This window comes from Variovorax ginsengisoli (assembly GCF_030486595.1).
GTDB lineage: Bacteria > Pseudomonadota > Gammaproteobacteria > Burkholderiales > Burkholderiaceae_C > Variovorax > Variovorax ginsengisoli_B.
The window spans coordinates 1-2,706 of sequence record NZ_JAUJZH010000072.1 but is presented as its reverse complement, the minus strand read 5'-3'; the positions used below and the strand labels follow the sequence as shown (position 1 = coordinate 2,706).

Annotated in this window: 3 protein-coding genes; 1 reads left to right on the top strand and 2 read right to left on the bottom strand. The window is 67.6% G+C overall.

Annotated elements, in window-relative coordinates; all coding sequences use genetic code 11:
- Positions 1-364, top strand: a 364-nt coding sequence (locus QZH52_RS38465) for a hypothetical protein (protein ID WP_301816522.1), incomplete at its 5' end; no start/stop codon positions are given.
- Here QZH52_RS38465 and istB read toward each other — a convergent pair.
- On the bottom strand, positions 324-1,061 hold the full coding sequence (gene istB, locus QZH52_RS38460; protein WP_301816521.1) for an IS21-like element helper ATPase IstB: 738 nt from the start codon (positions 1,059-1,061) through the stop codon (positions 324-326). The genes QZH52_RS38465 and istB overlap by 41 nt on opposite strands.
- Before the next feature lie 13 nt (positions 1,062-1,074).
- Entirely contained in the window at positions 1,075-2,625 is a 1,551-nt protein-coding gene (gene istA, locus QZH52_RS38455) for an IS21 family transposase (protein ID WP_301816520.1), read from the bottom strand.
- Between the last annotated feature and the right edge of the window lie 81 nt (positions 2,626-2,706).

Genomic DNA, 2,706 nt, shown 5'->3' with positions numbered 1-2,706 from the left:
TGCGCATTTCAGCGATCGTGGACGCTGGTTTCAGCGTGATCGCGGACGGTGTTTCAAGGTGATCGTGGACGATCACGGAAGCACGCGAGTGAAGGGGTTCATGGTATCTCAGTCGTCCATGATCTTGGTGAAGCGCCGAGCGTTGTCCACGCCGGCGAGCATCGCCGGGGTGGTCAACGCGGCGCCGAAGGCGGTGTGGATAGGCCTCTCTACAGCGCAGGCTTGTCCACGGCGGCGGGCGTCGCTTGCGACGAACGACCGCCGCGGTGGGCAAGCCGTGTTCGGCGCGACGGCGGTGGCGCTGCACGAACTGCGCGAAGCGGTCATGGCATCACCTGCTTTCTGCGCATCGACTCGCCCTTGAGCGCGATCTTGTGCGCCGCGTGCACGATGCGGTCCAGGATGGCATCGGCCAGCGTCGGGTCGTTCAGCCATTCGTGCCACGCACTCACTGGCAACTGGCTGGTGATCAGCGTAGCTCGCGTGCCCACGCGGTCGTCCAACAGTTCCAGCAGGTCGTTTCGCTCGGCCGCCGTGACCGGCGCGATCGCGAAGTCATCGATGGCCAGGAGGTCGATGCGCGCCAGTTGTGCAAGGCGCCGCCCGAAGCTGCCGTCTCCATGGGCCACCCGCAGTTCTTCTAGCAGACGGGGTGCCCGCGTGTACAGCACAGTGAAGCCCGAGCGCGCGGCCTGCTGCGCCAGCGCGCACGCCAACCAGGTCTTGCCGACTCCGGTCGCTCCCGTGATCAGGACGCAGCGGCCATGGCGCAGCCAATCGCAGCCGGCCAGCGTGGTGACGAGGCTGCGGTCGAGCCCGCGCGAACCACGCCAGTCGATGTCCTCGATGCAGGCGCTGGCCACCTTGAGCTTGGCCGCCTTGAGCAGGCGGGTCAGGCGCTTGCCGTCGCGCCAGTCGATCTCGCGCTGCACCAGCATCGCCAGGCGCTCCTCAAAGTTCAGTTCGGTCGCCGCCGTGCTGGTGGCCTGGTCGGCCAGTGCGTGGACCATGCCGTCCAGGCGCAGGCCGCGCAGTTGATCCAGGGTGTGTTCGTTGAGCAAGGGTTCTCCTTCGTCAGTGGTAGTAGTCGGGGCCGCGCACGTTGTCGTGCAGTGGCAAGGACGCCTGTGTCGGCTCGGCCGGCACCTGCTGGCGATCCAGGCCCGCGGCCAGGATCGAGTTCACGCTTCGATAGGTCGGCGACCGGATCGACAGCGCCCGCGCACAGGCGGCTTCGAGCCGGGCGTCGCCGAACTGGCGTGCCAGGCGTTGCAGTCCCAGGCACGCCCGGTAGCCCTGCTCGGGATGAGGGCGGTGCTCCATCTGCCAGCGCACCACGCCGGCGGTGGCCGCGCCGATGCGCTCGCCCCAGGCGATGAGCCTGGCGGGTGTCCACTCGCGATGCGCGCGGTGCGACGCCGGCATGTGTTCGGCCGTCGTGGTGTGGGCGCCGCGCCGGGCGCTGTACGGGTGAACGGCCACGCGTTGGTTGCCGCTGAGAATCTCCACCGTGGTGGCAGTGACGCGCAGTTCCACCAAGGTGCGCACGAGCCGATGCGGCACGCTGTAGTAGTGGCCATCGAGTTCGATGTGATAGTCGATGTTGACGCGGGCGCGCTTGAAGCGCGCGATCGGCATGCGCGTGGCCGGCAGCGGGCGCAGGGCCTGTTGATCCAGCGCGGTGAAGGCACTTGCGCGGCAGCCGGGCAGCTTCTTGAACGGCCGGGCGTTCAGGTCGGTGAGCAACTCGGCAATGGCAGCGTTGAGTTCGGGCAGGCTGAAGAAGCGCCGGTTGCGAAGGCGCGCCAGGATCCATCTCTCGACCACTTGGACTCCGACTTCGACCTTCGGCTTGTCGCGCGGACGAGCGGGGCGCGCTGGAAGGACCGCCACGTCGTAGTGGTCGCAGAACTCATCGACCAGGCGGTTGACGGTGGGCTCGTAGCGATCGGGCCGCGCGATCAGGGCACGCGGTTGATCGGGAACGATCAGGCGAGGAACGCCCCCACAGAACTCCAACGCGTCGATGATCGAGCCGACCCAGTCGGCTGTGGTCTGCGTCGCGGTGGCACAAGCGTAGGTGAAGTTGGACGCACCCAGCACCGCCACGAAGATCTGGGCGCGCCGGATCTCGCCGCTGGCCGCATCGATCACCGGCACGGTCTGCCCGGCGTAGTCGACGAACAGGCGCTCGCCGGCTGCGTGGGTCTGGCGCATCGAGCGCTTCAGGCTCATGACCCAGGCCCGGTACTTGACGCAGAAGCTTGTGTACTTGTAAGCCGGCTCGCCGCCTTCGCTGTGCCGACGCTGGTACTCCTCCCAAAGCAACTGCAGGGTGACGCCGGGGCGCTTGAGTTCCTGGTGGATCCAGGCGTAGTCGGGCTCGAGCTGGCGACTCGAACGCGGCACGGCCGGCCTGTACAGGCGGGCCTCGAGCTCAGCGTCCGAGAGGGTCTGGGCGACGCCCCAGTCGACGCCGGCGGCGCGCGCCAGCAGCATGAACTTGCCGACGGTTCCCTTGCCGATACCGACGGCGCGGGCGACCTGGGCGTAGCTCAGGTCGGCTTCGAGGTGCAGGCGCAAGACCTGTCGTATCTGTCGCATCGTGATCCTGGTGGTAGGCATGGCAGGCCGAAAAATCGGCCAGCATGCCAACGGTCAAGATCACTCGCGCGCGCCCGGATCGTCCACGATCAGGCTGAAACG